This window comes from Streptomyces pseudovenezuelae (assembly GCF_001513955.1).
GTDB classification, from domain to species: domain Bacteria; phylum Actinomycetota; class Actinomycetes; order Streptomycetales; family Streptomycetaceae; genus Streptomyces; species Streptomyces pseudovenezuelae.
This window is the reverse complement of record NZ_KQ948148.1, coordinates 274,384-301,081: the sequence shown is the minus strand read 5'-3', so window position 1 is coordinate 301,081 and position 26,698 is coordinate 274,384. Positions and strand designations below refer to the sequence as shown.

Here is a 26,698-nt window from a genome sequence, read left to right as displayed (position 1 = left end):
ATACGCCAGGGCGCGGACGGCATACGCCGGGCCGCCGACCGGATCGACGCGGCGACACCCCCCGGGCGGGACCGTGCCGTCGACGCCCTGCGCGCCTTCGCGATCCTCGGCGTCGTCCTCGGCCACTGGCTGGTGACCGCCCTGGTCGCCGACGGGGGCACCCTGCGCACCGCGAGCCCGCTGCACTCCATGCCATGGCTGGCCCCGATCTCCTGGGCCTTCCAGACCCTGGCCGTGTTCTTCCTGGTCGGCGGCCATGTGGCGACCCGCGGCTACACCTCGGCACGCGCCCGCGGGACCACGTACCGGCAGTGGCTGACGAGCCGTCTGTCGCGGTTGTTCAAGCCCGTGGCGGCCGTCCTCGCCCTGTGGACGGTGGCCGCGACGGCCCTGCTGCTGACGGGCGCCCCGTACGACACGGTCCGCACCCTGGTGAAACTCGCCCTGTCCCCGATGTGGTTCCTCCTGGTCTTCGGCGCCCTGACGGCCGCGACCCCGCTGCTGCTGCGGCTCCACCCGCTGTGGCCGCTGGCCGTCGTCCTGCACGTCGACCTCGTGCGCTTCGGGCTGGGCGGCCCGCACTGGCTCGGCTGGGTGAACCTGGCGGCCGGCTGGCTCGTCCCGTACACCCTGGGCGCGGCCTGGACCCGGGGCGAGCTGGAGGGGCGGCGGGTGGCGTGGGTGCTGCTCGGGGGCGGCGCGGTGGCGACCGCGGTGCTCGTCGGGTGGGCGGGGTATCCGGCGTCGATGGTCGGGGTGCCGGGCGCCCAGGTGTCCAACCTGAACCCGCCGACCCTGGCCGCCGTCACCTTCGGTCTGGCCCAGTGCGGCCTGGCCCTGCTGCTGCGCGACCGGTTGCGCGGCGGTATGCGGCGCCCCGCGGCCTGGGCGGCGGTGGCGCTGGTCAACCTCTCCGCCATGACGATCTTCCTGTGGCACCAGACCGCGCTGATGGCCACCACGGCCACCGGTCTCGCCGTGGGCCGCCTTCCCGGCCTGCACACCGTCCCCGACGGCCTGGGCTGGGTGGCCGCCCGGCTGGCCTGGCTGCCGGTGTTCGCCCTCGTCCTCGCGGTCTGCTGGGCGGCCTTCCGGTCCGTGGAGCAGGGGCCGCGCAGGGCCGGGCGCCGGCCGTCCCGGGTGATCCGGGTCCACCGGCGCACGGAACCGGCTGCAGCGAAGGAGGTACGTCGTGCCTAGGGTGGTCGCCGTGACGGAAACGGGGATCCGGCGGGTGGTCGTGGGCCCGCTGCTGCGCTGGCTGCGGGTGGTGCGCGACGACCTGTGGACGCTGCGGCCCGATCCGCTGCCCCCGTCCGTCTGGTTGCGCTGGCTGCCGCACGGCGTGATGTGCCTGGTCGGCTTCGGGGTCACGCTCGGCGTCGTGGCGCAGCTGACGGACAACGGCGGGGTGGGAAACAGCCTCGCCTTCGCGATCGGCCTCGCCGAGGGCTCGGCCGTGGTGTTCGCGCTGTGGCGGCCCGTTCCGGCATGGTGGCTCTCGACCGCGGCCATGGTGGTCGGTGCACTCGAAGTGCGCCGCCAGCTGCAGGCCGGTGGCGCGGACGGCTTCACCTGGCCCTGGACCGCGGGCGGACTCATCGGGCACCTGGCCGTGCTGCTGCTGCTCGCCCTGCGGGTGCCCGCCCGGGCGGCCGTCGAGGCGCTGGCGGTGACGCTGCTCCTCACGTACCTCGTCGAGGGCGTGCTCGGCGCGGACGACTTCCAGCCCACCGGAATACTCGCGGCGATCCTGTTCACCGTCGTCGTGGTGCTCGGCGCGGCCCTGCGGGGCCGCCGCGAGGCCCGCGCGGAGCTCGGCCGGCAGACCACCCTCACCGCCGAGGAGCGCTCCCGCCGCACCCTGCTGGAGGAGCGCAGCCGGATCGCCCGCGAACTGCACGACGTCGTCGCCCACCACATGTCCGTCATATCGATCCAGGCGCAGGTGGCCCCGCACCTCGTGGAGAACCCGTCCGAGGAGCTCCGGGAGAACCTCGACGGCATCCGGCAGAACGCGCTGGAGGCGCTGACCGAGCTGCGCCGGGTCCTCGGCGTGCTGCGGGCCGAACACCCCGACACGGTCCACGAGTCCTCCGACCCCGCCACCGGTACCGCCCCGCACGCCCCGCAGCCCACCCTCGACCGGCTCGACGCGCTGGTGGAGAACATCCGCGCGGCCGGACTGAGCGTGCACGTCGACATACAGGGTGTCCGGCGGCCCCTGCCGTCCGGCGTGGAGCTGTCGGCGTACCGGATCGTGCAGGAGGCGCTGAGCAACGTCCTGCGTCACGCGCCCGGCGCGACCGCCTCCGTGGGGCTCGTCCACTACCGGCACGGCGTGGACGTGCGGATCGGCAACACGCGTCCCACCCACAGCGTGGCCGCCTCGCCCGGCGCGGGCCACGGACTGCTCGGCATGCGGGAGCGGGCCGCGATGCTCGGCGGGACCCTGCGCGCCGGCCCCCGCCCCGACGGCGGCTACGAGGTGGCCGCGTATCTTCCGACGGCACCCCCGGGCGCATCCGACCAGGTCACCGACTCCAAGGACGGCACCGAATGACCAGCGGCACGAGCGGAGACATCCGCGTACTCATCGCCGACGACCAGCAGATGGTCCGGCAGGGCTTCAGCGTGCTGCTGGGCGCCCAGCCCGGTATCGAGGTGGTCGGGCAGGCGGTCGACGGGCTGGACGCCGTCGCCAAGGTCGCCGAACTCGTCCCGGACGTCGTCCTGATGGACATCCGCATGCCCGAGCTGGGCGGCATCGAGGCCACCCGCCGGATCACCGGCGAGCGCCCGGAGATCCGGGTCCTGGTGCTGACCACCTTCGACCTCGACGAGTACGTCTACGAGGCGCTGCGGGCGGGCGCGTCCGGGTTCCTGCTCAAGGACGCCTCCGCGGAGCAGCTCGCCGAGGCCGTGCGGGTGGTGGCGGCCGGGGACGCGCTGCTCGCGCCCGGCATCACCCGGCGGCTGATCGCCGAGTTCTCCCGCCTCGACAAGCGGCCCCGCTCCCCGCTCAAGAGCCGGGTCGGCGAGCTGACCGAGCGCGAGACGGAGGTCCTCGCCCTGATCGCGCAGGGCCTGTCGAACGCGGAGATCGCCGGGCGGCTCGTGGTGGCCGAGCAGACCGTGAAGACGCATGTGGGCCGCATCCTGGTGAAGCTGGGTCTCAGGGACCGCACGCAGGCGGCGGTGTTCGCGTACGAGTCGGGGCTGGTGCGGCCGTCGGGCTACTGACCGGCCGCTCTCCGGTACCCGTAGTACCTGAGAGGGACGCCGAAGGACCCGTCTCGCTGGTGACGACGGGGACCCCGGCCCCCGCCTACCGTTCTGAACGTGACCGATACGACCGAGACGCACATGACCATCCCGCAGCGTGGCAGCGGCGAGTATGACGCGTACAGGCCCCGCAGCCCGGAGTTCAAGGCTGCCATGGACGCCCTGCGCGGTCTGCGGCAAGACCTGATCAGTGACGTTTTCGCCTACCGGCCCCTGCCTCCGACGTCCGTCGGGAAGGGACTCTCCCGCCTGCCGTCCGGCCGGCTGCGGGAGTACGCGGTGTGGACACCCCACGCGCTGATCACCGCGGCCGGCCTGATCGCCATGGTCATCGGCGCGGACAACAGCGGCCGCGGCGCGACCACCAACCTCTTCGTCGGGCTGTCCGCCCTGGCCCCGGTCCTGCTGACCATGGTGCGGCCGGTCATGGCCTTCTGGCTGTCGTTGGCGGCGACCGCGGTCACCTATCCGATGGCTTTCGTCAATTCCTGGCAGCAGGGCTGGCCATGGATGGCAGGCAGCTTCGCCTGCCATCTCGTCGTGCTCACCGTGGTGGCCGTGCGCACCAGGCCGCGTACGGCGGCCTGGATGTGGCTGCTGACCGGAGCCTACGGCCTGATATGGCAGGGTGCCCTCGGCGGCAGTCACTACTACCGCTCCAACACCGTGGAGATGCTGTTCATCTCCGCCCTGCTCCTGCTCGCCGTCAGCATCTGGCACATCCGCCAGGACGCCCGGCAGTCGGTGACCGCCCAGCAGACGGTGACCGCCCACGAGCGCTCCCGCCGCACGCTCCTGGAGGAGCGCACGACCATCGCCCGTGAGCTGCACGACGTGGTCGCCCACCACATGTCGGTCGTCGCCATCCAGGCGGAGGCGGCCCCCTACCGGGTGGAGAACCCGCCGCCCGAGCTGGAGAAGGCGTTCGCCACCATCCGGGAGAACGCGGTGGCGGCCCTCACCGAACTGCGCCGGGTCCTGGGCGTGGTCCGCGCCGAGGACTACGAGGCGCCGGACGCCCCGCAGCCCACCCTCGCCGACCTCGACGGCCTCCTCGACAATGTGCGAGGAGCGGGCCTGAGCGTCGACAAGGCGGTCACCGGGGCGGTGCGCGAACTCCCGCAGGGCGTCGAGCTGTCGGCGTACCGGATCGTCCAGGAGGCACTGAGCAACACCCTGCGCCACGCCCCCGGGGCGAGCGCCCGGGTCGAGATCGGGTACGTCCTGGGCGGGCTGGGTCTGCGGATAGTCAACGGCCCGCCGCCCGAGCTGTCGCTGCTGAAGCCCTCGCCGGGGGCGGGCCACGGCATCACCGGCATGCGGGAGCGGGTCTCCATGCTGAACGGCGAGATGACGGCGGGCGCCACGGACGAGGACGGGTACGAGGTGTCGGTGTTCCTTCCGGTGCCGCTCAGGGACGAGGACCAGGCATGACGATCCGGGTCCTGGTCGCGGACGACCAGATGATGGTCCGCGAGGGTTTCTCCGTCCTCCTGAACGCGATGCCGGACATCGAGGTGGTCGGCGAGGCGGTCAACGGCCGCGAGGCGGTGGACCGGGTCCGTGAACTCGCCCCCGACGTGGTCCTGATGGACATCCGGATGCCGGAGCTGAACGGCATCGAGGCGACCAGGGAGATCGTCGCGGCCGACGACGCGGCGAAGGTCCTGGTCCTGACGACCTTCGACCTCGACGAGTACGTGTACCAGGCCCTGCGCGCGGGCGCCTCGGGCTTCCTCCTCAAGGACGCCTCGGCCCGTCAGCTCGCCGAGGGGGTGCGGGTGGTGGCCTCCGGCGAGGCACTTCTGGCCCCCTCCGTCACCAGGCGGCTGATCACGGAGTTCTCCAGACTCTCCGAGTCCCCGAGGCTCATGGCCTCGGCCCACACGGCCTACGGCGACCTCACCGACCGCGAGACGGAGGTACTGGTCCTGATCGCGCAGGGTCTGTCGAACCAGGAGATGGCCGGGCGTCTGCTGGTGGCCGAGTCGACGATCAAGACCCATGTCAGCCGCATCCTGGTGAAGCTGGGCCTCAGGGACCGCACCCAGGCGGCGGTGTTCGCGTACGAGGCGCGACTGGTGACGCCGGGATAGGGCGGGCGGGAGCTCCGGAGACGGCCGGTCCCGGCCGGGCGCGTTCGCCGTTCAGGGCAGGGCGTTCCAGAAGGCGCAGTGGTGGCGGCCGGCCGTGGTGCGGGTCGGGCCGGTGTGGTCCGGGGCCAGGGACTGCACCGTTCCACGCGGCCAGGGCGGGGCGGTGGGGGTGCCGGGGCTGCCGGTGCGGGCGAAGCCCGTCCAGTAGTCGATCATGGTGGTGGCCAGGCGTTGCTGGGCCGGGGTCATCGTGCGGGGGCGGCCGCCGAGGTCGTACAGGTAGGGGAGTTCGGAGGCGTGGGGTGCCCCCAGGGGGAACGGCGGGGTGCCGGGGGTGAGCGGCGGGGCGTGCTCGTCCGCGAACTCGTAGCGCCACACGGGTACTCGGGTGCTGAGCAGGTCGCCGGTGCGCAGGGTGGGGCAGGCGAAGTCGGCGTCGCCGATGACCGCGCCGAGCACCGGGCCGCCGTCCGGCCCCGTCACCGGGTACTCGTGGACGATCGCCCTCGCGCGGGCCGGGTCGGGGAAGAAGGCGGCCACGACGTCGGGCCAGGTCTCGGGCGTGACGGGGTTGCCCGCCTGGACGATGCCGGCGGCCCAGCCGTTGCCCTCGTCGTGGTTGCTGCCGAGGAGTACCGGCACGTGCTGGACGCGGCCGGCGGCGAGGGCGGCCGCGGGGTCGCGGGGCAGCAACGGGGTGGCGTAGGCGGGCTGTTGGTCGGTGTCCTGGGCGGCCAGCAGACGGGAGACCGGCACCTTGCGCAGACAGGCCACGGTGTCCCGGGCGAGGGAGCAGCCGACCCCGGCGGCGAGGCGCGCCCCGGTCTCCCGCGCGGCGGGCAGCGCGGCGGCGGAGGGGGCGAACGGCCGGTCGGGACGTCCGGTGCACGGGCCGCTCTGGATGATCGCCCGCTCGAAGAGCCCCGCGGCGGCGGGCGAGGCGAGCTGGGCGCAGACGCTGTAGCCGCCGGCCGACTCGCCGGCCAGGGTCACGTGGTGCGGGTCGCCGCCGAAGGCGCCGATGCCGGCCCTGACCCAGCGGAGCGCCGCCTGCTGGTCGGCCAGGCCGAAGGTGCCGGAACCGGTCAGGCCGGTGTGGGCGAGGAAACCCAGGGCGCCGAGGCGGTAGTTGACCGTGACGACCACGACGTCGCCCCGGGTGGCCATGCGGTGCGCGTCGTAGGAGCTGCCCGCGCCGGTGGTGAAGCCGCCGCCGTGCAGCCAGACGATCACCGGCCGGGGGTGCCGTGGGGCGGCGCCGGCCGGGGTGGTGACGTTCAGGTACAGACAGTCCTCGTCGGTGCTGCCGCCGGGCACCTCGCCGGCCGGCTGCGGGCAGGCGCTCGCGGGTCCGGTCGCGTCCTGGGTCCCCGCCCAGGGCCGCGCGGGGCGGGGTGGCGCCCAGCGCAGCCGGCCGACGGGCGGCGCCGCGTAGGGGATGCCCTCGAAGGTGGCGTAGCCGTCGTGGGCGGTGCCGCGCAGCAGGCCGTCGTGCGTGCGGACCGTCGTGCCGACGGCGGGTGTGGCGCGGTCCGTCGAGAGGGCCGGTGCCGGCAGCGCGGGCCGCGCCGTGGCGCACACGGCGGTCAGGGCGGCCAGGGTGCAGGTCAGGGTGGTCAGGACGCGGTGCATGCTCATGGGACTCCCCGTTCGCGCGGACGCGGTCAGCCGCCGCCCATCCCGCCCTGGGCGGCGATCATGGTGGTGTTCAGCCCGCGCACGGCCTTCTCCAGACCGGGCGCGAGGGTCCCGAGGCGGCTCGTGCAGGCGTCGACGCGCTCCCGCAGCACTCGGGCGTCCCGCCGGGACAGGACCGACCGGACCTTGCCGGCCGCGGCCAGCGCCGACAGGGCGGTGTCGGCGGCGGGGATCTCGTGGACGGGGGTGTCGCCGTGCAGCACGGCCGTCACGCCGGCGTGCACCGCCCGGAGCGCGGCCGGGTCCGGCACGGTCACGCGCCGCCCGCCCCGGCCGATCCGGGACGCCCGGACGGTGACGAGGCCCAGCGCGGCCAGCCGGTCCTCCACGGCCGTCAGGGTCCGCCGCCGCCGACGCCGGACCAGCTGTTTCCAGCTCTGGCCGCGGGCCTCGCGCAGCACTTCGTCCAGCACGGGATCCCCCGTCGATCCCGTCCCGGCGACCGTGACGCCGCCGTCACCGGACTCCACCAGACGCCCGCGCAGCGCGAGCTCGGTCAGGACGGCCGCCCGGACGAGCAGCCCGGTCCGGGAGCGGTCGTACGGGCCCTCGGCCGCGTCGTCGTAGGCGAGCAGGTACATGCGGTGGTGGAGCGCCTCGGTCATACCGACGACGCTACGGCCGGGCGTCCCGCCGCTGATCGGCCTCAGGAACGGATCCGTTCTGGGAGCGCAGGAGGAGCGGCGCGGTCTCTCCTCCCCAGGGAGGAGGTCAGGGGCGCCGTGGCCGGACGAGGCCGTGGTCGTAGGCGGCGACCACCGCCTGCACCCGGTCGCGCAGGCCCAGCTTGCGCAGCACCGCGGTGAGGTGGTTCTTGACGGTGGCCTCCGACAGGCCCAGTCGTGCGGCGATCTCGGCGTTCGACAGCGCCTGCCCGATCAGGGTGAGCACCTCCCGCTCCCGGCCGGACAGCCTCTCCAGGCCCGGCGGGGGTTCCAGGTCGGGCGCGGTGCGCAGGAACCGGTCCAGGACCCGGCGGGTCACCGTGGGGGCCAGCAGCGCGTCCCCGCGGGCCGTGAGGCGGATCGCGTCCACGAGTTCGGCGGGCCGGATGTCCTTCAGCAGGAACCCGCTGGCCCCGGCGCGCAGGGCCGCCACCACGTGCGCGTCCAGGTCCCAGGTGGTCAGCACGAGCACGCGGGCCGCGCTGCCGTCGGCGACGATCCGCCGGGTCGCCTCGATGCCGTCCAGGACGGGCATCCGTACGTCCATCAGCACCACGTCCGGCCGGGTCTCCCGGGTGAGCCGCACGGCCTCCCGGCCGTCGGACGCCTCGCCGACCACCTCCAGGTCGTCCCGGGCGTCGATGATCATCCGGAAGCCGGTACGCACCAGGGCCTGGTCGTCGGCCACCACCACGCGAAGGGTCATGACGCGTACTCCGTCGGCAGTTCGGCCTCCACCACGAACCCGCCCCCGGGCGCGGGACCGGCGCGCAGGCTCCCGCCGAGCATCCGGACCCGTTCCCGCATGCCCACCAGACCGCGCCCCGAGCCCGCCCCGGCGGACCGGGCCGACGGCGTACGGCCGTTGTCGGCCACGGTGATCCGGATCCGCTCCCCGTCGGCCGTCAGCGTCAGGCGCACCTCGTCGGCGCCGCCGGCGTGCCGCAGGGTGTTGGTCAGGGACTCCTGGACGATCCGGTAGGCCGCCAGATCGACCGCCGCCGGCAGGCCGTCCGCGACGCCCTCACGGTGCAGGCGCACCGTCACACCCGCCGCGCGCACGGCGTCGGTCAGTTCGTCCAACCGGGCCAGACCGGGCCGCAGGGTCGGCTCCCCCTCGTCCTGGTCCCCGGCCTCCGGCCGGAACGCCCGCAACAGCAGCCGCAGTTCGCCCAGTGCCGACCGCCCGGCGCTCTCGATCGCCCGCAGCGACTCACGGGCCTGCTCGGGACGGGCGGTGAAGACGTCCTCGGCGGCGCCCGCCTGGATCACCATCACCGACAGCGTGTGAGCCACCACGTCGTGCACCTCCCGTGCGATACGCGCGCGCTCCTCCGCCACCGCCCGCCGTGTCTCCGCCGCGGCCCGCGCCCGCTGCGCCCCGCGCCACTGGCCCGCGGTCCACGCCAGGAGCACGGCGGGCAGGTACGCGGACACGACACCGGGTCCGCCGACGAGCAACGCGAGCGGCGCCAGGGCGCACATCCCCGCCAGTGCCGTCACCGACACCCGTCGCGGCCGTGCGGCCGACAGCACGCACAGGGCGACCTGCGCCGCCAGCAGGGCCCCGGTCAGCGTCACCGCGGGAAACAGCGCCCACACCGCGACCCCCGTGACCACGCCCGCGCCCAGCACGGCGACCGGCCGGCGCAGCACCCACCGCAGGGCGCAGACCTGCACGGCGACCAGGACCAGGGCCACGGCCAGGCGCCCGCCCGTGCCGGCGCCGACGGCGATCACCGAGGTGCCGAGCACGCCGAGCACCAGGACGGCCGACCCGCCCCACAGCGCCCGGACGGTCCGCGCCGAGGGTGCACCGCTCGCCTCGCCCGGCGACGCCGTATCCCGACTCACAACCGGACCCTACCCAGCGGCCGCCCCCGGCCCCCCGCGCCACGCTCCCCGGGAGGGTGCCGGCCCGCCACCGGAGCGGAGACCGTCACCCCTGGTCAGCGGCGGGGTTTCCGGGCTAGCGTCCGTCCATGGCAGCCTTCGACCCCTGGGACCCGGCGTTCCTCGCCGACCCGTACCCCGCCTACGCCGAGCTCCGCGCCCACGGCCGGGTGCAGTACTACGAGCCCACGCACCAGTGGCTCGTCCCGCACCACGCGGACGTCTCCGCGCTGCTCCGGGACCGCAGGCTCGGGCGGACCTACCAGCACCGGTTCACCCACGAGGACTTCGGGCGTACGGCACCCCCGGCGGAGCACGAGCCGTTCCACACCCTCAACGACCACGGCATGCTCGACCTGGAGCCGCCGGACCACACCCGGATCCGGCGACTGGTGTCGAAGGCCTTCACCCCGCGGACGGTCGAGCAGCTGAGGCCGTACGTGACCGAGCTGGCCGGTGAGCTGGTGGACCGGCTCGTCGAGCGGGGCGGCGGTGATCTGCTCACCGATGTCGCCGAGCCGCTGCCCGTCGCGGTGATCGCCGAGATGCTGGGCATCCCGGAGGCGGACCGGGCGCCGCTCAGGCCCTGGTCGGCGGACATCTGCGGGATGTACGAGCTGAATCCGCCCGAGGACGTGGCGGCGCGGGCGGTCCGTGCCTCGGTCGAGTTCTCCGACTACCTCCGCGACCTGATCGCCGAGCGCCGCAAGGAGCCGGGCGACGACCTGATCTCGGGGCTCATCGCCGCCCATGACGAGGGCGACCGGCTCACCGAGCAGGAGATGATCTCCACCTGCGTCCTGCTGCTCAACGCGGGCCACGAGGCCACCGTGAACGCCACGGTCAACGGCTGGTACGCGCTGTTCCGCAACCCCGGGCAACTGGCCGCCCTGCGCGCGGACCACTCCCTCGTCCCCCGGGCCGTCGAGGAGCTGATGCGCTACGACACCCCCCTCCAGCTCTTCGAGCGCTGGGTCCTGGACGAGATCGAGATCGACGGCACGACCGTCCCGCGCGGCGCCGAGATCGCCCTGCTCTTCGGCTCCGCCAACCACGACCCCGAGGTGTTCCCGGATCCCGGGCGCCTCGACCTCACCCGAACGGACAACCCGCACATCTCCTTCAGCGCCGGCATCCACTACTGCATCGGCGCCCCCCTGGCCCGGATCGAACTGGCCGCCTCCATGACGGCCCTGCTGGAGAAGGCCCCGGCCCTGACCCTGGCGGCGGAGCCGGAACGCAAGCCGAACTTCGTGATCCGGGGGCTGGAGGGGCTCCAGGTGGAGACGGCCTAGGGCCTGTCGTTTGGATCAGCCCGGCCGTGAGGTGCGGTGCTTTTCTGCCGACTCGACCCCGCGACGCCGGGCTGATCCAAACGACAGGCCCTAGGGCCGGCGCCGGTCCCGCAGCCGGCTCAGCAGGGTGACGGCGAGCAGGGGCAGGAAGGCGCCGGCGAGCACCACGAAGGGCAGCTCGGTGAGCAGCACGCCGTAGTCCATGCCCTCGTTCTCGAAGCCGCCGCCCAGGTGGCGCCGGGTGCGGGGCATGGACAGCCACAGCAGCGGGGCCGCGGTCGCGCCCGCCGCCGACAGGGCACAGCCCGCGCAGGTCAACCGGTCCGCACCTCGCGTCATGTCAGGAGAGACGAACTTTCCCCCGCGGTGGTTCAGGTCGTCAGGTCCCGCCGCCGCAGTCCGGCCAGACCTGCCGCCACCAGCACCCCCGCCAGCCCGAGCAGGACCAGCACCGGCCCCCACTCCATCTCTCCGCCCGGCAGCTTCGGCAGGTGGCCGAACGGGGAGAGGTCCAGGACCGTCCGCGGGACGTCGAGGGCCGGGCCGACCCAGCCGATCAGCAGCACCGCCCCGGCGACTGCCCAGGCCAGCGGGGCCAGGCGTGGGGCGAGCCCGTAGAGCAGGACGGCGAGCCCCGCGACGACCCACACCGCCGGGAGCTGCACCAGGCAGCCGCCCAGGATCGGGCCGACCTCCTTGCCGTAGCCCACGGCGAAGCCGAGACCCGCGAGCAGCATGATGAGCGCCGAGCCGCCGAAGGCGATCACCAGGTGACCCGAGGCCCACCGCAGCCGGCCCACCGCGTTCGCCAGCAGCGGTTCCGCCCGCATCGACGTCTCCTCGCCGTGCAGCCGCAGCACCGACGCGACGACGTACAGCGCGGCCACCAGCCCCAGCATCCCGGTCATCGAGGCGAGGAACGCGTCCGTGATCCCGGACCGTCCGCCCATCCGCTCGAAGATCTCCCGTGCCTTCTCGTTGTCGCCGACCAGGTCGGCCACGCCGTCCGTCAGACCGCCGTAGACCACCCCGGCGAGGAAGAAGCCGATCGACCAGCCGAGCACGCTGCCCCGCTGGAGCCGCCAGGCCAGCGCTCCCGCCGTGCCCAGGCGGCCGGACGAGGGCCCGGGGCGCGTCGCGACGAAGCCCATGCCCACGTCCCTGCGACCCGCCAGGACGTAGGCCAGCGCGCCCTGGCCCGCGATCGCCGCCGCGAACAGCACCAGCACCCACCAGCGTTCGCCGGCGAAGGGGCGCAGCTGCGACAGCCAGCCGAGCGGCGACAGCCAGGTCAGCGCCGACGAACCGTCGGTGGACGCCGAGTCCCCCGCCGCCCGCAGCACGAAGGCCGCCCCGAGGACCCCCGCCGTCAGCCCCCGCGCCAGCCGCGCGCTCTCCGTCAGCTGCGCGACGACCGCCGCCGCCGTGGCGAAGAGCATGCCGACGGCGGCGAGACCCAGGCCGAACGCCAGCGCGCCCACGGCTCCCTGGCCCGCCAGACCCGCCGTCACCAGCAGTGCCAGCACACCGCTCGCGACCCCCGCAGCCAGCAGCGCCGCCGTCAGGGACGCCCGTCGGCCCACCACGCCGGAGGAGATCAGCTCCTGCCGCCCGCTCTCCTCCTCGTCACGGGTGTGGCGTACGACGACCAGGAGACCGGTGACGGCGGCGAGCGCCCCCGCGTAGACGCCGACCCGCCAGGCGGTGAGGGCGCCGAGGGAGTCGCCGAAGACGGGGCCGATCAGCGCGCGGAAGGAGGAGTTGGTGGCGACCTGGTCCAGCAGGTCCGCGCGCTCGGCCGCGGTGCCGTACATGCTCTTCAGGGTGTTCGGCATGGACAGGACCATCAGGGTGTTCACCGCCACCCACACCGGGATCATCAGCCGGTCGCGGCGCAGGTTGAAGCGGAGCAGCACGCCCGTGCCCACGAGGGAGGTCATCGCACGGCCGCCTCGTCCTGGTAGTGGCGCAGGAACAGTTCCTCCAGCGTCGGCGGGGTCGATGTCAGCGAGCGCACGCCCGACGCGGTCAACGACCGCAGTACGGCGTCGAGTTTGTCGGTGTCGACCTGGAGCCGCACCCGCCGCCCCTGGACGTCGAGGTCGTGGACGCCCGGCAGATGCGCCAACCCGTTGGGGGCGCCCGCGAGTTCGGCCGTGACGCTGGTGCGGGTGAGGTGGCGCAGCTCGGCCAGCGAGCCCGACTCCACGGTGCGGCCGCGCCGGATGATGCTGACCCGGTCGCAGAGTTCCTCGACCTCGCTCAGGATGTGCGACGACAGCAGGACCGTACGGCCGCGCTCGCGCTCCTCCTCCACGCAGCGCCGGAAGACCGCCTCCATCAGCGGGTCCAGCCCCGAGGTCGGCTCGTCCAGGATCAGCAGGTCCACGTCCGAGGCGAACGCGGCGACCAGGGCGACCTTCTGGCGGTTGCCCTTCGAGTAGGTGCGGCCCTTCTTGGTGGGGTCCAGCTCGAAGCGTTCGATCAGCTCGGCGCGTCTGCCGGGGGCCAGACCGCCGCGCAGCCGGCCGTAGAGGTCGATGACCTCGCCGCCGGAGAGGTTGCGCCACAGGGTCACGTCCCCGGGGACGTAGGCGATGCGGCGGTGCACCTCGACCGCGTCCGCCCACGGGTCGCGGCCCAGCACCCGCGCGGTGCCGGAGTCGGCGCGCAGCAGGCCGAGCAGGACGCGGATGGCGGTGGACTTGCCGGCGCCGTTGGGGCCGAGGAAGCCGTGCACCTCGCCGGTCTCGACATCGAGGTCGAGGCCGTCGAGCGCGTGGGTCCTGCCGAACGACTTGTGCAGTCCGGAGACGGTGAGGGCCTTCATCATGCTTCAGAACGTACGCTTGCTTCAGAAATTTGTGAAGTTAAGGAAGCATATGAAGCCCCGTTAGGGTGGTGACCATGACGGATGCGGTGGAGCGGGACCCGGAGGCGGTCTCACGGTTCGTGGAGCGGTTCGCGGCGCAGCTCGTCGAAGCGGGGCTGCAGCGGATGCCGGCCCGGGTCTTCTCGGCCCTGCTCGCGTCCGACAGCGGCGCCCTGACCTCCGCCGAACTGAGCGAGCGGCTGCGGATCAGCCCGGCGGCCGTGTCGGGTGCGGTGCGGTACCTGGCCCAGGTGCACATGCTGTCGCGCGAGCGGGAACCCGGATCACGGCGGGAGCGCTACCGGGTCCACTCCGACCAGTGGTACCAGGCGCTCACCAACCGTGAGGCGATCATCAAGCGGTGGGAGGATGCTCTGCGCGAGGGGGTGGCCAGCCTGGGCGCCGGGACGCCGGCAGGACACCGGCTGGCCGAGACCCTCGCGTTCTTCGAGTTCATCGAGAAGGACGTGGCGCGGATGATGGAGCGCTGGAAGGCCCACCGCGCCGAACTCTTCGGGGACTAACGCTCCTTGGTCTCCTCCAGGACCGTCCGCCCCAGCAGCAGATACCGCTGCGGCGCGCGCCGCTTCAGGTACTGCGCGTACCCGACGCCCAGCGCCGCGACGGCCGCCACCAGCCACGGCGTGGCCCTGAGTACCAGCGAACCGGACTCGGTGCCGGCCGCCGCGCCCATGTTGGAGACCAGCAGGCCGACCACCGCGAGCATCGCCACACCGCCGACCAGCGGGGCCACCAGGGTCCGGAACCAGTGCCGGCTCTCGGGGTGGTGTGTGCGGAAGTAGGCCAGCACCGCGAAGGAGCACACCGCCTGCACGACCAGGATCGCCATGGTGCCGAGGATCGCGAGCAGCACGTAGGTGCCGGTGTACGGGTCCTTGCCGGCGATCCAGAAGGCCGCCAGCAGTACGGCGGTGATCACCGTCTGCACCAGGCCCGCGATGTGCGGTGAGCCGTGCCGGGGGTGGGTGCGGCCGACCGTGTTCTTCAGGACGGGCAGCACGCCCTCGCGGCCCAGCGCGTACATGTAGCGGGCGGCGCAGTTGTGGAAGGCCATGCCGCAGGCCAGCGAGCCGGTGATCATCAGCCACTGCATGACGTCGACCGCCCGGTGGCCGACGTACTGCTCGGTGGGCCCGAAGAAGAGGGCCAGGGGGTTGTCGGTGGCCACCTTGACGGCGTTCGACTCGCCGGTGCCCGAGATGGCCATCCAGGAGACGAAGACGTAGAAGACGCCGACGCCGAGGACGGAGATCATCGTCGCCTTGGGGATGATCTTCTTCGGGTTGCGGGACTCCTCGCCGTACATCGCCGTCGACTCGAAGCCGACCCACGACCAGAAGGCGAAGAAGAGACCGAGGCCGGCGGAGGTGCCCTTGAACGCGTTGACCGGGTTCACCGGGTCAAGGCCGAAGCCGTCCGGGCCGCCGCCGTGGAAGGCGACCGAGACCGCCATCGCGGCGAGGACCGTCACCTCGGTCGCGAGAAGCACGACCAGCAGCTTCTCGGCGACCGAGACGCCGAACCAGGTGCCCGTCGCGTTGACCGCGAGCATCAGGACCGCGAACGCCCACCAGGGCACGTGCACACCGGTCTGGTCCTTGAGCGTCTGCGTCGCGAACGTCGAGAAGATGCCGATGAGCGCCGGCTCGAACACCACGTAGGCGAAGGTGGCCAGCAGTCCCGACGCGAGACCGGCGGTGCGGCCGAGGCCGTAGGAGATGAAGCCGTAGAAGGCGCCCGTCGAGGTGATGTGCTTCGCCATCGAGGTGAAGCCGACGGAAAAGATTGCCAGGACGACCATTGCGACGAGATAGCTCGCGGGGGCGCCGATGCCGTTGCCCGCGGAGACCATGAAGGGCACGTTGCCGGTCATCGCGGTGATCGGCGCGGCGGTCGCCACGGCCATGAAGACCACGCCGAGCAGCCCGATGGCGTTGGGTTTCAGCCGGTGAACCGTGCCGTCGCCGTCCGTCTTCGCCGCCGGGGCGACTCCCTCGTCCACAGCCATCGGCCGCCCCTCTCCCTTGCCCGTCCACAGCGTGCCGGACCGGAACTCTCCAGCCCGAATGAGTCGAGCAAGGGTCTCGGGGCGTTAAATGTTTGTCAACCATACCTTTGGATTCGGGAGTTGGGAGATCACGAGGGGAGCACGAGGCCCACGGCGCGCTCCCGCACCGTCCAGGTCCTCCTGCGTACCGGTCCGGCCACCCCCGCGTCCGCCCGGTAGCGGAAGTCCGCCCCGGTGACGGTCACCGTCCGGCCGGTGGCCAGCAGGGGGGAGGCCTCCGCCCCCACCGACAGCGGGCGCACCTCCACCGAGGCCAGGCCGCCGCCGCAACCCGGAGTCACCGAGACCGCCTCCAGGGGCTGGTCCAGGTCCACCAGGGTCACCCCGTCGACCTCCACCCGCAGCCGCGGGGGCCCGGTGACGGCGGTCGCGGTCTCCCGGGCGGGACGGGCCGGCACCAGGGTCCGTACCAGGGACTGGCAGGTCCGCAGCCAGGGCCGCGCGGCCTCCACCTCCTCCCGGGCGGCCGGCGCCGGAATCCGCAGCGCTCCGAGCACCACCCCGTCGCTGTCGTCCACCAGCATGTCCAGCCGCCGCTCGGTCCCGTCCAGGACCGCCCGCGCGGCCGCCACCGCCCCCATCGGCACCCCCAGCGCGTGGGCGACGCCCAGGACCGGGCCCACCGGCACCACCGACAGCACACATCCGGCCAGCTCCCGCTGCCGGTGCAGCAGCACCACCGCGCGCATCAGCGCCCGGTCGTCACCGACCACCACCGGCCGCCGCGAGCCGCGCCGGGCCAGTGCGCGGGCGAACTCCTCGGGCCCGTCCGGCAGACACACCTTCGTCACCGCACCCGCGCTGAGCACGTCTTTCACGATCCGTACGGACTCGCCGTCCGTCTGCCGGGCGACCGGGTCGATCACCACCAGCAGCTGATCGGACGTCGCGGAAGTCGCCACCTCGGCCATGCCTCGCTTCCTCGGGTAGCATCTTTGTGCAAGAGCCCCTTGCGCTATTGCGCCAGGGGCTTCGTCTATTCCGGGGCATCCGGGTCCGACGGGCAGCGGCCGACGACGGCCGTGGTGCACGCGACGGAGTGAACCGTACGCGTACGCCCCCGACCTTGGACATGCCCCGCCCGGAAGGGGTGTACGCGCGTGCCCGCACTTGTGCTGCTCGGTGCTCAGTGGGGTGACGAAGGCAAGGGAAAGGCGACCGACCTGCTCGGTGGCTCGGTGGACTATGTGGTGCGCTACCAGGGCGGCAACAACGCCGGCCACACGGTAGTCGTGGGCGATCAGAAGTACGCCCTCCACCTCCTCCCTTCCGGAATCCTGTCGCCGGGGTGCACCCCGGTCATCGGCAACGGTGTCGTCGTCGATCCGTCGGTCCTGTTCTCCGAGCTGAACGGACTGAACGACCGCGGCGTCGACACCTCCAAGCTCCTGATCAGTGGTAACGCCCACATCATCACGCCGTACAACGTCACTGTGGACAAGGTGACGGAACGCTTCCTCGGAAAGCGCAAGATCGGCACCACGGGCCGCGGCATCGGACCGACCTACGCGGACAAGATCAACCGTGTGGGCATCCGGATCCAGGACCTGTACGACGAGTCGATCCTGACCCAGAAGGTCGAGGCGGCCCTCGACGGCAAGAACCAGCTCCTCACCAAGGTCTTCAACCGCCGGGCCATCGAGGTCGGCCAGGTCGTCGAGGAACTGCTGGGCTACGCGGACCGGCTCAAGCCCTACGTCGCCGACACGGTCCTGGTGCTGAACCAGGCCCTGGAGCAGGACAAGGTCGTCCTGTTCGAGGGCGGCCAGGGCACGCTCCTGGACATCGACCACGGCACCTACCCGTTCGTCACGTCCAGCAACCCCACCGCGGGCGGCGCGTGCACGGGTGCGGGTGTCGGCCCCACGAAGATCAGCCGGGTCATCGGCATCCTCAAGGCCTACACGACCCGCGTCGGTTCGGGCCCCTTCCCGACCGAGCTGTTCGACGAGGACGGCGAGGCGCTGCGCCGCATCGGTGGTGAGAGGGGTGTCACCACCGGCCGTGACCGTCGCTGCGGCTGGTTCGACGCGGTGATCGCCCGGTACGCGACCCGCGTCAACGGCCTCACCGACTTCTTCCTCACCAAGCTCGACGTACTCACCGGCTGGGAGCAGATCCCGGTCTGTGTCGCGTACGAGATCGACGGCGAGCGCGTCGAGGAACTGCCCTACTCCCAGACCGACTTCCACCACGCGAAGCCGGTCTACGAGTACCTGCCCGGCTGGAGCGAGGACATCACGAAGGCCAAGACCTTCGCCGACCTCCCGAAGAACGCCCAGGACTACGTGAAGGCGCTGGAGGAGATGTCCGGCGCCCCGATCTCCGCGATCGGCGTGGGCCCGGGCCGGGACGAGACGATCGAGATCAACTCGTTCCTCTGATCCCCGGGCCGGATGTTCCGGTCTCCTCACGGCGGGGCCGTCCCACTCGGGGCGGCTCCGCCGCCGTGTTCCCCGGCACCGGTTCCTCCTATGATCACTATGCTCATGGATCCGGGGAGCCCTGCGGGCGGTGTCCCTCATGGTCTTCGGCCCGTCCCTACGGTGGCGCTTGCGGCGGCCGCCGTCGCGGACGCGTTCCGCGCGGTAGCCGTCCGGGACCACTATCTGCACCCGACGGTCGCCTCCCTGCACCGGTCCGGCTCCGTCTCCATGATCTTCTTCGATCGCGTGAACCTCGCGATCGTGCTGTTCCTGGTGTGGCTCGCCAGGTCCCGGAGCGCAGCCCAGGAGCTGTCCCACCTTTTCGTCCCGCGCCGGCTCGTGCTGGACATCGGGCGCGCGAGCTCCTCGGAATGGGAGCAGAAGCGGGGCACGACCCTGGTGAACCTGTGGTGGGCGGCCTGGGTCGCGCACGCGGTCGTGCTCGTGGTGGTGGGCCGGATGGCGCCGGGGTCGATGGCCGTCCTCGTGGTGGCGGAGGCGCTCCTGCTCGCGGCGGCCGTGCTGCTGGGACTCGTCATCGAGCGCGTCACGGCGGCCCTTCCCGGCCGGCCGAGCTGACCCATCCTTGAACTGGACATGGCCGATTCCTGGTTCCCCGGGCGGCCCGGCAACCGTCACGCTCTACGCGAGTAGCCCGCACGCCCCCACGCCTCCATGTCTACGCGCGTCGCGCCACGTTTCCAGGAGCTCTGCATGCCCCTCAGTCCCATGAACCGCCGTGCGTTCGTGAAGAAGTCGGCCGTCACCGGGGCGGCCGTCGCCGCCGCGGGTGCCGTGGCCGCGGCTCCCGCCGAGGCCGCCGAGCGGGGGCCGGTGCGGCCGGGGAAGAAGAACCGCACCTGGACCTTCTCCATCCTGGGCACCACCGACCTGCACAGCCATGTCTTCGACTGGGACTACTACCTCGACAAGGCCTACTCCGACAGCAAGGGCAACTCCGTCGGCGTCGCCCGGGTCGCCACGCTGATCAAGCAGCAGCGCGAGGCGAAGGGCGAGGAGCACGTGCTGCTCGTCGACGCCGGCGACATCATCCAGGGCACCTCCCTCGCCTACTACTTCGCGCGCGTCAAGCCCATCACCGACAAGGGCGCCCCCAAGCACCCCATGGCCGTCGCCATGAACCACATGCGCTACGACGCCGCCGCCCTCGGCAACCACGAGTTCAACTACGGCATCGAGGTGCTCCGCAAGTTCGAGAGCCAGTGCCACTTCCCGCTGCTGGGCGCCAACGCGCTCGACGCGAAGACACTGAAGCCCGCTTTCCAGCCCTACACCGTCAAGCGCATCTGCGTCCCGGGCGCCCCCGACATCAAGGTCGGCATCCTCGGCCTCACCAACCCCGGCATCGCCCTGTGGGACAAGGACAACGTCAGCGGGAAGATGGTCTTCCCGGGCCTGGTGGAGCAGGCGAAGAAGTACGTGCCCCGGCTGCGCGCCCTCGGCTGTGACGTCGTCTTCCTGACCGACCACTCGGGCCTGGACGGCAGTTCGTCCTACGGCGACGAGCTGCCCTACGTCGAGAACGCCTCCAACCTCGTCGCCCAGCAGGTCCCCGGCATCGACGCGATCCTCGTCGGCCACACCCACGTCGAGGTGCCGTCGTACACGGTGAAGAACGAGGAGACCGGCGAGGACGTCCTGCTGTCCGAGCCGTACTGCTGGGGCTACCGGCTCAGCGTCTTCGACTTCGAGCTGGAACTCGTGCGCGGGCAGTGGAAGGTGACCCGGAAGACCGCCCAGACCCTGAACCCCAACACCGTCGACGAGGACCCGGAGATCAGGAAGCTCCTGGAGGCCGACCACGAGCTGGTCGTGAAGTACGTCAACACGGCCGTCGGCACCTGCACCGAGGACCTCTCGGCGGCGGAGTCCTGCTGGAAGGACGTCCCCATCATGGACTTCATCCACCAGGTCCAGATGGACACGGTGAAGGCGGGCCTCTCCACCGCCGACGCGGCCCTCCCGCTGATCTCGGTCGCCGCGCCCTTCTCCCGCACCGCCGACATCCCCGCGGGCAGCGTCACCATCAAGGACATCGCCGGGCTCTACATCTACGACAACACCCTCTACGGCAAGAAGCTCACCGGCGCCCAGCTCAAGGACTACCTGGAGTACGCGGCGAAGTACTACCACCAGGTGCCGGCGGGCACGAAGGTCGACACCGCGACCCTCACCAACGCCAACAACTTCTGGGACTACATGTACGACACCGCCGCGGGCGTCTCGTACGACATCGACATCGCGGCGGCGGAGGGCTCGCGCATCAAGAACCTCTCCTGGAACGGGACTCCGGTCGCCGACGACCAGGTCTTCGTCGTCGCCGTCAACAACTACCGGGCCAACGGCGGCTCCGGCTACCCGCACATCGCCGCCGCCGACATCGCCTACAGCTCCACCAACGAGATCCGCCAGCTGATGATCGACTACGTGACCTCCAAGGGCGCGCTGGACCCGAAGGACTTCGCCGTCACCAACTGGCGGCTGACGCAGAGCGGGACGCCGGTGTTCGCCTGAAGCCTCACCGATCGAAGCCTGTCCGCGGGCGCGCGTTCCTCGAGCACCGCACTCCTCGAGTACGAGCCGCCCGCATTCCGGAAAGTACGCGGCCCGGACGCCGATCGCGCGCCGGGCCGCGGACGCAAACGGCGTTCGCGTGACGTTCAGGAGTCGGAGAGGGCGGACTGGAACGCGGCGAAGGACTCGCTCGTCGGGTTCAGGGCCTCACCGACCACCCGCCGCAGCTGCTCGGCCAGGACGGTGTCCGGCAGATCGTCCAGGAATTCCATGGGCAGATCCGCGACATCCACCAGCACCGAGACGAACTCGGAACCGCTCGCGTCCTTCTGCACGTGATGTGCCCTTCTCTGCGGCTGCCGCCCGTTCAGCGGCGACGGGGGTGAGCCTATAGGTTTTCCGGGGGGATGTCTGAGCCCCGGACGGCGTGGGTATGAAGGCGCCGCGTATGTATGTCAGGCAGGGGGACGTCCCGGCGGATCGGCGCCGGCGGCGGCCTGATACGGGGGTGGTGGGGATGCCCTTGGCGGGGTTCTATTTCTTCCTCAGCTATGCGCGACGGGAGGACCGCGAGGACGCCTTCGTGGGCCAGTTCTACGCGGACCTGCTGACGGAGCTCCGGGCCAGGCAAGCGGACTGCGAGAGCCAGCCGGCCTTCCGTGACCTGGAGCGGATCAGGATGGGCGCGGACTGGGAGAAGGTGCTCGGCGACGCGGTCGGCAGCTGCCGCGCGTTCGTGGCGCTGTGCTCGCCGGGCTATGTGAACAGTCCGTACTGCGGCAAGGAATGGGCGGTCTTCCAGGACCGGTTGACGCGTTTCCGCGGCGAGACCGACATCGACGCGCCCGCGCTGATACCCGTGCGGTGGCTGCCCTTCCGCGGCGCGCTGCCTCCCGAGATGAGCCGGTACCAGTACACCGAGCGGGGTATGGACCCGCAGATGCGCGAGGAGTACGCGGAGCGCGGACTGATGCACATCATGCGCACCGACCCTGCCGGCGCGCTCTATCGTGCGGTCGTCTCGACGGTTGCCGACGCGGTGCGCAGGGCGGCCGAGCGCTACGGGCTCCCCCAGGTCAGCCCCGATCTGCGGATCGTGCGCAGTGCCTTCCAGGGGTACCAGGTGGGCGAGCTCATCGGGAACGCCACGGGGACCGTCCGGGTCTTCGTCGCCGCAGGGACCGCCTCCGCACCGCCCGAGGGCCGGAACAACTCCCAGTACTACGGACGCTCGCCCTACGACTGGACGCCGTATCACCCGCCCGTGCACCCCACCGCGGCGTTCCGCGCTCAGCAGGTGATCAACGACTCGCGGTGTCTGGCGCATCTCGACGAGGTCGGCCACGATCTCCTCCGCAAGCTGGAGGAGGGCATGCGCAACCGCGAGACCAGTGTGCTGCTCATCGACGCGTGGACGGCCCGCGGGGAGCCGTACCGGACCGCGCTCGCTGCCTTCGACCGGCACAACCATCCCGTCACAGGGGTGCTCGTGCCGTGTCACGAGACGGACGAGGAGTCCCACGCCGACACGCTCTGGCAGGACCTCAGCCGGGTCTTCCAGCGCAACTGGATGCGCCGCAACGACGCCTGGGACCCGCTGTTCCGGGTCCAGGTGGACAAGGGCCACTTCGACGACAAGCTCTCGGTGATGGTCACCGTGGCCCAGAACCGGCTGGCGGAGACCGCCGACCCCGTGGTACTCCCCGAAGGGCCGGTCGCACCGCCGCTGCCCGCTCTGGGGGTGCCGGCGCGGCCGCCCACGGGCACGGGCGGGCCGGACGATCCGCCCGAGGCATCCCCCACCGAAGGACCGGACGATGACCGCTGACACCCAGGCACGACGCGAGGGCAAGATCGTCACCTTCTACTCGTACAAGGGGGGTACGGGACGGACGATGGCACTGGTCAACGTCGGCTGGATCCTGGCCAGTCGGGGGTTACGGGTGCTGCTGGTCGACTGGGACCTCGAAGCCCCGGGCATGCACCGATATCTGCGGCCGCTGCTCGTCGTCGACTCCGAACTGCGGTCGACGGACGGCCTGATCAACATGGTGCAGGCCTATGTCGGGCGGGTCATGGGCTCCGGCCGCCCGGACCGGGCGACTGCCGAACCGGGCGCGGAGCCCGCCGTCATGGGCGAGGAGGAGCTGCGTGCCTGCGCCGACCCCGGCCCCTACACCACCGGCCTCCGACTGAGCCTGCCGCCCGGCGGCCGTCTCGACTTCCTGCCGGCCGGCCGCCAGTCCGCCGCCTACTCGGCCGCCGTCACCAGCTTCAACTGGCACTCGTTCTACGAACGTCTGGGCGGCGGTGCCTTCCTCCAGACGCTGCGCCGACGGATGGCGGAGGAGTACGACTACGTCCTCATCGACAGCCGCACCGGGGTCAGCGACATCTCCGGGATCTGCACCATCCTGTTGCCCGACATCGTGGTGGACGGTTTCGTGCTGAACCACCAGAGCATCGAGGGCGGTATCGCGGCCGCCGGCTCGGTGGCTGCCTCCGCCTCGCGCCCGATCCGGATCCTGCCGGTGCCCATGCGCGTGGAGAACGCCGAGCAGGAACTGCTGGACCAGGGCCGCGACTCCGCCCGTGCCGGCTTCGCGCCGTTCCTGTCCTGGCTGGGGGAGGAACACCACGGCCGGTACTGGGGCGAAGTGGAGATCCCTTACAAGCCGTACTACGCCTACGCGGAGATACCGGCGACCGTGCGGGACCGGCTGCTCCAGAAGGACTCGCTGCTGACCGCGTTCGAACGGCTCACCGCGTGGATCACCGACCACGACGTGCAGACCCTGGAGCCGCAACCGGCCGAGGAACGCAAGCAGTTGGCGACGGAGTACCTGCGTGATCCACGCGCCGTGCCGCCCCGGATGTACGTCAGTTACGCGCCGATCGACCGGATGTGGGCCGAGTGGGCCGCCGCCCATCTGGAGACCGTCGGCTACGAGGTGTCCCTGCACAGTGCCGTCGAACCCATGACGGGTGCCCCGCCGGAGGCGACGGCCGTACTGGAGCGGCACGGCCGGCTGCTCGCCCTGCTGTCCCCCGAGTACCTCACCCTGCCGCGGGCCCGGATCATCGCGAAGCAGCTGGGCGACGTCCAGGCCGGCGGCGGCCCGGCGCTGCTGCCGGTACGGGTGCAGGAGACGGAGGCCGCCCCGGGGCGCCCGTTCGGCGACCGGACCGCCCTGGACCTCACCCGCAGACAGCCCGACGAAGCCGCCGTGCAGCTGCTGCTGACCGTCGGCGCGCCGTCGGGCCGCCGGTCGTCCGAGCCCGGAACCCCGCCCCTGGGTACGGTCGTTCCGCCCTATCCGAGCGATGCGCCGGCCGTGCAGCGGGTCCCCTCGCGCAACGTCTCCTTCACCGGCCGCGGTGCTCTTCTGGACCACGTCCGTGACGGCTTCACCGCCGGGCCCGCCCCCCGGCCCCAAGTGCTGTACGGGCTGGGCGGGATGGGCAAGACCCAGGTCGCCCAGGAGTACGCGCACCGTTTCAAGTCCGCCTACGACGCCGTGTGGTGGGTGAACGCGGCACAACCCGGCCTGATCCGCTCCGGGCTCGCCGAACTCGCCCCCGACCTGGGCCTGGAACGGGGCGAGGACGTCTCCGGCACGGCCGACGCGGTGCTGCGGGCGCTCAGGCGCGGCGAGCCGTACGACCGCTGGCTGCTGGTCTACGACAACGCCGGCCGCCCGGAGGCGCTCGCCGATCTCATTCCCGAGGGGCCGCCCGGCGGACATGTGCTGATGACCTCGCGCGACCGGGCCTGGGTGAACAACGCGGGCCTGGTCGAGGTCGAGGTGTTCCAGCGCCGGGAGAGCGTCGAGCTGCTGCGCCGGCTCAACCCCGGCCTGGCGAAGGACGACGCCGAGCGGGTCGCCGAGGAACTGGGCGATCTGCCGCTGGCCGTGGGCCAGGCCGCCGTCTGGCTGAGCGAGAGCAGCATGCCGGTGGCGACCTACCTCAGTTCGCTGGGCGAGCGGCTCACCGAGGTCCTGCGCAGCACCCGGCTGCCCGACCGGGACTACCCGCACTCGGCCGTGGCGACCTGGCTCCTCGCGCTCGACGAGCTGCGCCGGGTGAACCTGGCGGCGGCCGAGATGCTGGAGATCTGCTCCTTCTTCGGCCCCGACCCCATCCCGCAGGCCCTGCTCTACGGCAGGGCCGTCACCCAGGCCCTGACGCTCCCGGAGGGGGAGCCGCGCGACGAGATGGCCATCGCACAGGTGGTCCGGGCCATCAACCGGTTCGGCCTCGCCAGGAGTGAGCAGGGCAGCGAGACGCTCACCGTCCACCGGCTGGTGCAGGCGGTCATCCGCGACCAGGTCCCCGACGAGCGCAGGGCGGACCTGCGACGCGTGGTGCACACCGCACTGGCCGACGCCAGACCGGGCGACCCGGACCGCACCTCCGACTGGAAGGTCTACGACCAGCTGCTGCCGCATCTGGCACCCTCCCGCGCCTACAAGAGCGCCGACCCCCAGGTGCGGGCCTGGATCACCGACTCGGTCCGCTACCTGTGGAAGCGCAGCCTGCACGCGGCCGCGCACGAGCTGGCGTCGCACACCCTCGAACGGTGGCAGGACCTGGGCATCAGTCGTGAGGGCGACGCCCAGACGCTCATCCTGCGCATCCAGCTCGGCAACGTCCTGCGCTCGCTCGGACGGCTGCGGGAGGCGTACGAGTCCGACCGGGACACTCACGAGCGGCTGCGCCGCAGCCGGGGGGACGAGGACGCCCATACCCTCGCCGCGGCCGGCAACGTCGCCGCCGACCTGCGGGAACTGGGCCGCTATCTGGAGGCGCGCGAACTGGACCGGCGGACGCTGCGGGCGGCGCGGCGCACCCTGGGCGACGACCACAAGCGCACCCTGATGTACCTGAACAACCTGGCCCTGTCCGAATACCTGGCGGGCGACCGCCGTGCCGCCCTGGAGCTGCACCACAGCGCGTGGCGGCAGCAGAGCGAGACGCACGGCGCGAACAGCATCAACGCGCTTTCCTCGGCCAGCAACTACGCCCGCGACCTGCGGGAGACCGGGCGGCTGCGGGAGGCCCTGGAGTTGCTGGAGAGCACGGTGGCGCGTTACCGGGAGACGCTGGGCGAGGACCACGTCGAGACCTTGCGCGCCCGCAAGAATCTGGCGGTGGCGCTGCGCAGAAACGGCGAGTACGAACGGGCCAGGGAGATCGACGAGGACATCCGCAGCCGGTACGTGGCGGATCTGGGACCGGACCACCAGGACACCCTCGCCGCCGCCTCCAACCTGGCCAGCGACCTGGCGGCACTCGGCGAACCGGCGGGAGCCCTGGAGCTCGCGGAGCGGGTGATGAACCGTTACCACGACTACCTCGGGGCAATGCATCCGGTCACCCTGGCGTGCGTCAACAACGTCTCGGTCTATCTGCGTCTGGTGGGCGACACGACCGAGGCGCACGCCTTGGTGGACCGGGCGCTGGAAGGGCTGCGCTCCGTGCTCGGGGAGACCCACCTCTACACGCTGGCCTGCATCATCAACCACGCCAACGAGCTGGTGACCGAGGGCGATCTGGACGGTGCCGCCGCACAGGAGGAGTTCGTACGCGAGCAGTTGGAGCGGACGCTCGGTCCCGAGCACTACGACACCATCGGCGTCACCTCCAACCTCTCGCTCACCCTGCGGGCCGCGGGCCGGACTGCGGAGGCCGACCGACTGGCCGAGGAGGCCCGGCGCAACGCCGTGCGCGCGCTCGGTGAGGACCATCCGACCACCAAGGCCGTGCGGTCGGGACAGCGGCTCGACTCCGACATCGAGCCGCCGACCACCTGACCGCTCCCGGTCCTCCTGCCGCTCCGTA

22 protein-coding genes are annotated in these 26,698 nt (G+C 72.1%); 12 read left to right on the top strand and 10 right to left on the bottom strand.

The features are described 5' to 3' along the window. The 5 genes from AQI94_RS21775 (at window position 1) to AQI94_RS21755 (ending at window position 5,381) form a co-directional block, all read left to right on the top strand. Window positions 1-1,200 carry an acyltransferase family protein gene (locus AQI94_RS21775; protein WP_037943493.1) on the top strand — a complete coding sequence of 400 codons (1,200 nt, stop codon included), beginning with the start codon at window positions 1-3 and terminating at the stop codon, window positions 1,198-1,200. Window positions 1,201-1,210: 10 nt separating this feature from the next. Further along, a complete protein-coding gene (locus tag AQI94_RS21770) occupies window positions 1,211-2,563 on the top strand; it encodes a sensor histidine kinase (protein WP_051832496.1) in 1,353 nt (450 codons plus the stop codon). Then, window positions 2,560-3,243, top strand: coding sequence for a response regulator (locus AQI94_RS21765; RefSeq protein ID WP_031051266.1), 684 nt, complete (start codon window positions 2,560-2,562; stop codon window positions 3,241-3,243). Before AQI94_RS21770 ends, AQI94_RS21765 begins: the two co-directional genes overlap by 4 nt. Window positions 3,244-3,342: 99 nt before the next feature. Then, window positions 3,343-4,719: a sensor histidine kinase gene (locus AQI94_RS21760; RefSeq protein WP_031051268.1), complete on the top strand. Its 1,377-nt coding sequence runs from the start codon at window positions 3,343-3,345 to the stop codon at window positions 4,717-4,719. After that, complete coding sequence (locus AQI94_RS21755) at window positions 4,716-5,381, top strand: response regulator transcription factor (RefSeq protein WP_031051270.1); 666 nt, start codon at window positions 4,716-4,718, stop codon at window positions 5,379-5,381. Before AQI94_RS21760 ends, AQI94_RS21755 begins: the two co-directional genes overlap by 4 nt. Before the next feature lie 51 nt (window positions 5,382-5,432). Here AQI94_RS21755 and AQI94_RS21750 read toward each other — a convergent pair whose 3' ends face one another. From AQI94_RS21750 to AQI94_RS21735, 4 genes are all read right to left on the bottom strand, one after another. Beyond that, the gene (locus AQI94_RS21750) at window positions 5,433-7,019 is read right to left on the bottom strand and encodes a carboxylesterase/lipase family protein (protein WP_062229887.1); all 1,587 of its coding nucleotides are present in this window, start codon (window positions 7,017-7,019) and stop codon (window positions 5,433-5,435) included. Between the two features lie 26 nt (window positions 7,020-7,045). Next, window positions 7,046-7,684, bottom strand: a complete 639-nt coding sequence (locus AQI94_RS21745) for a GOLPH3/VPS74 family protein (protein WP_062229886.1) — start codon at window positions 7,682-7,684, stop codon at window positions 7,046-7,048. 106 nt (window positions 7,685-7,790) lie between these two features. Further along, on the bottom strand, window positions 7,791-8,450 hold the full coding sequence (locus tag AQI94_RS21740) for a response regulator (RefSeq protein WP_031053936.1): 660 nt from the start codon (window positions 8,448-8,450) through the stop codon (window positions 7,791-7,793). Beyond that, window positions 8,447-9,598, bottom strand: a complete 1,152-nt coding sequence (locus AQI94_RS21735; protein ID WP_208611847.1) for a sensor histidine kinase — start codon at window positions 9,596-9,598, stop codon at window positions 8,447-8,449. The genes AQI94_RS21740 and AQI94_RS21735 overlap by 4 nt, the downstream gene beginning before the upstream one ends. 128 nt (window positions 9,599-9,726) lie before the next feature. On the opposite strand from AQI94_RS21735, the gene AQI94_RS21730 reads away from it, so the two are divergent. Then, window positions 9,727-10,932, top strand: coding sequence for a cytochrome P450 (locus tag AQI94_RS21730; protein ID WP_031041661.1), 1,206 nt, complete (start codon window positions 9,727-9,729; stop codon window positions 10,930-10,932). Window positions 10,933-11,022: 90 nt separating this feature from the next. On the opposite strand, the gene AQI94_RS21725 is transcribed toward AQI94_RS21730, so the two are convergent. From AQI94_RS21725 to AQI94_RS21715, 3 genes are read right to left on the bottom strand one after another with little or no spacing between them, the layout of a single operon-like run. Further along, window positions 11,023-11,271: a hypothetical protein gene (locus tag AQI94_RS21725; protein ID WP_037941773.1), complete on the bottom strand. Its 249-nt coding sequence runs from the start codon at window positions 11,269-11,271 to the stop codon at window positions 11,023-11,025. Between the two features lie 32 nt (window positions 11,272-11,303). After that, complete coding sequence (locus tag AQI94_RS21720) at window positions 11,304-12,872, bottom strand: ABC transporter permease (RefSeq protein WP_031041666.1); 1,569 nt, start codon at window positions 12,870-12,872, stop codon at window positions 11,304-11,306. After that, entirely contained in the window at window positions 12,869-13,765 is an 897-nt protein-coding gene (locus AQI94_RS21715) for an ABC transporter ATP-binding protein (protein WP_031041670.1), read from the bottom strand. The genes AQI94_RS21720 and AQI94_RS21715 overlap by 4 nt, the downstream gene beginning before the upstream one ends. Window positions 13,766-13,839: 74 nt before the next feature. Between AQI94_RS21715 and AQI94_RS21710 the strand changes: the two genes are divergently transcribed. Next, a complete protein-coding gene (locus AQI94_RS21710) occupies window positions 13,840-14,328 on the top strand; it encodes a GbsR/MarR family transcriptional regulator (protein ID WP_031041673.1) in 489 nt (162 codons plus the stop codon). Here the strand turns inward: AQI94_RS21710 and AQI94_RS21705 are convergent. Together AQI94_RS21705 and AQI94_RS21700 are read right to left on the bottom strand one after the other, a co-directional pair. Then, window positions 14,325-15,833, bottom strand: coding sequence for an APC family permease (locus AQI94_RS21705; protein WP_031041676.1), 1,509 nt, complete (start codon window positions 15,831-15,833; stop codon window positions 14,325-14,327). The two genes, AQI94_RS21710 and AQI94_RS21705, sit on opposite strands and share 4 nt — an antisense overlap. A gap of 128 nt (window positions 15,834-15,961) precedes the next feature. Further along, window positions 15,962-16,804, bottom strand: a complete 843-nt coding sequence (locus AQI94_RS21700; protein WP_031041679.1) for a hypothetical protein — start codon at window positions 16,802-16,804, stop codon at window positions 15,962-15,964. Between the two features lie 189 nt (window positions 16,805-16,993). Between AQI94_RS21700 and AQI94_RS21695 the strand changes: the two genes are divergently transcribed. The 3 genes from AQI94_RS21695 to AQI94_RS21685 all read left to right on the top strand — a co-directional run bounded on the left by AQI94_RS21695 (window position 16,994) and on the right by AQI94_RS21685 (window position 20,854). Then, the gene (locus AQI94_RS21695; protein WP_007383588.1) at window positions 16,994-18,277 is read left to right on the top strand and encodes an adenylosuccinate synthase; all 1,284 of its coding nucleotides are present in this window, start codon (window positions 16,994-16,996) and stop codon (window positions 18,275-18,277) included. 162 nt (window positions 18,278-18,439) lie between these two features. Then, window positions 18,440-18,898, top strand: a complete 459-nt coding sequence (locus AQI94_RS21690; protein WP_037941774.1) for a DUF4328 domain-containing protein — start codon at window positions 18,440-18,442, stop codon at window positions 18,896-18,898. Between the two features lie 135 nt (window positions 18,899-19,033). Continuing rightward, the gene (locus AQI94_RS21685; RefSeq protein WP_031041687.1) at window positions 19,034-20,854 is read left to right on the top strand and encodes a bifunctional metallophosphatase/5'-nucleotidase; all 1,821 of its coding nucleotides are present in this window, start codon (window positions 19,034-19,036) and stop codon (window positions 20,852-20,854) included. Between the two features lie 146 nt (window positions 20,855-21,000). Here the strand turns inward: AQI94_RS21685 and fxsA are convergent, their stop codons facing one another. Next, a complete protein-coding gene (fxsA, locus tag AQI94_RS21680) occupies window positions 21,001-21,189 on the bottom strand; it encodes an FxSxx-COOH cyclophane-containing RiPP peptide (protein ID WP_031041690.1) in 189 nt (62 codons plus the stop codon). A 182-nt stretch (window positions 21,190-21,371) separates the two neighbouring features. On the opposite strand from fxsA, the gene fsxC reads away from it, so the two are divergent. Together fsxC and fxsT are read left to right on the top strand one after the other, a co-directional pair. Continuing rightward, a complete protein-coding gene (gene fsxC, locus AQI94_RS21675) occupies window positions 21,372-22,682 on the top strand; it encodes an FxsC protein (RefSeq protein WP_031041692.1) in 1,311 nt (436 codons plus the stop codon). Then, a complete protein-coding gene (gene fxsT, locus AQI94_RS21670) occupies window positions 22,672-26,670 on the top strand; it encodes an FxSxx-COOH system tetratricopeptide repeat protein (protein ID WP_031041695.1) in 3,999 nt (1,332 codons plus the stop codon). Before fsxC ends, fxsT begins: the two co-directional genes overlap by 11 nt. Window positions 26,671-26,698: the final 28 nt, after the last annotated feature.